The sequence below is a fragment of the Streptomyces sp. NPDC002671 genome (assembly GCF_053592475.1).
This window is the reverse complement of record NZ_JBSFVU010000162.1, coordinates 1-1,613: the sequence shown is the minus strand read 5'-3', so window position 1 is coordinate 1,613 and position 1,613 is coordinate 1. Positions and strand designations below refer to the sequence as shown.

Sequence of the window (1,613 nt, the reverse complement as noted above, 5' to 3'; positions counted from 1 at the left end):
GACACGGCGGTCGAGGTGCCGCAGTCGACGCTTTCGGAGTTGTTCGAGGCGCAGGTGGCGGGGACGCCCGATGCGGTGGCGGTCGTGTTCGAGGGTGTCGAGGTGTCGTATGCGGAGCTGGACGCGCGCGCGAACCGGTTGGCGCGTCATCTCGTCGGTCGGGGTGTGGGGCTGGAGTCGGTGGTGGGGGTGTGTTTGGAGCGTGGTGTCGACCTGGTCGTGGCGCTGCTGGGTGTGTTGAAGGCGGGGGCTGCGTATCTGCCGGTGGATCCGGGGCTTCCGGTGGAGCGGGTGGAGGTGATGCTGGCGGATGCGGGTGCGGTGTGTGTGGTGACTGCTGAGGACATGCGGGGTCTGGAGGCGGTTGGCTCGGGTCCGTTGTCGGATGTGGAGCGTGGCGGGGCGTTGCGGGCGGGGCTTGCGGCGTATGTGTTGTTCACGTCGGGGTCGACGGGGCGGCCGAAGGGTGTGGTGGTGTCGCATGCGGGGGTGGTGAATCGTCTGGTGTGGATGCAGTCCCGGTTTGGTCTGGTGCCGGGTGAGCGGGTGTTGCAGAAGACCCCGTTTGGTTTCGATGTGTCGGTGTGGGAGTTCTTCTGGCCGTTGTTGTGGGGTGGGGTGTTGGTGGTGGCCCGTCCTGGTGGTCATCGGGATCCGGGGTATGTGGCGGGGCTGATCGAGGCCGAGGGGGTGTCGACGGTGCACTTTGTGCCGTCGATGCTGGAGGCGTTCTTGCGGGAGCCGGCTGCGTCTTTGTGTGGGGGGTTGCGGCGGGTGGTGTGTTCGGGTGAGGCGTTGTCGGCTGGGGTGCAGGACCGGTTCTTCGAGGTCTTTGGCGAGGGGGTGGAGCTGCACAATTTGTATGGGCCGACGGAGGCGTCGGTGGACGTCACTGCTTGGCAGTGCCGGGTGGGTGCGGCGGTGGTGCCGATTGGTGGGCCGGTGGCCAACACCCGTTTGTATGTGCTGGATGCCTCGCTTTCCCCGGTGCCGGTGGGTGTGGGGGGTGAGTTGTATATCGCTGGTGTGCAGGTGGCGCGGGGGTATGCGGGTCGCCCGGACCTGACGGCGGAGCGGTTCGTGGCCAGTCCTTATGGCGGGTCGGGTGAGCGGTTGTATCGGACGGGGGATCTGGCTCGCTGGAATGCCGAGGGTGAGCTGGAGTATCTGGGCCGGGCGGATGAGCAGGTGAAGATCCGTGGGTTCCGGATCGAGCCGGGCGAAGTGCAGGCTGTAGTCGTCGGCCACCCGCAGGTCGCCCAGGCCGCGGTCGTCGCCCGCGAGGACACGCCCGGTGACAAGCGTCTGGTCGCCTACGTCGTTCCGGTTGATGCCGAGGACGGGGGCGAACTGGCGCAGGAGGTACGCCGGTTCGCGGGTGAGCGGTTGCCGGAGTACATGGTTCCCTCTGCGGTGGTGGTCCTGGACGAGCTGCCGTTGACGGTGAACGGGAAGCTGGACCGCAGGGCGCTGCCCGCCCCGCAGTACGCGACCGGTTCCGGCCGTGGCCCGTCCTCCGCCCGTGAGGAGCTCCTTTGTGCCGCGTTCGCCGAGGTCCTCGGCCTGGACAGCGTCGGCGTCGATGACGATTTCTTCGCTCTGGGCGGGCACTC

1 protein-coding gene is annotated in these 1,613 nt (G+C 67.8%); it reads left to right on the top strand.

Annotated features, from left to right (window positions below; all coding sequences use genetic code 11):
• Positions 1-1,613, top strand: a 1,613-nt coding sequence (locus ACWD35_RS45450) for an amino acid adenylation domain-containing protein (RefSeq protein WP_451357173.1), incomplete at both ends; no start/stop codon positions are given.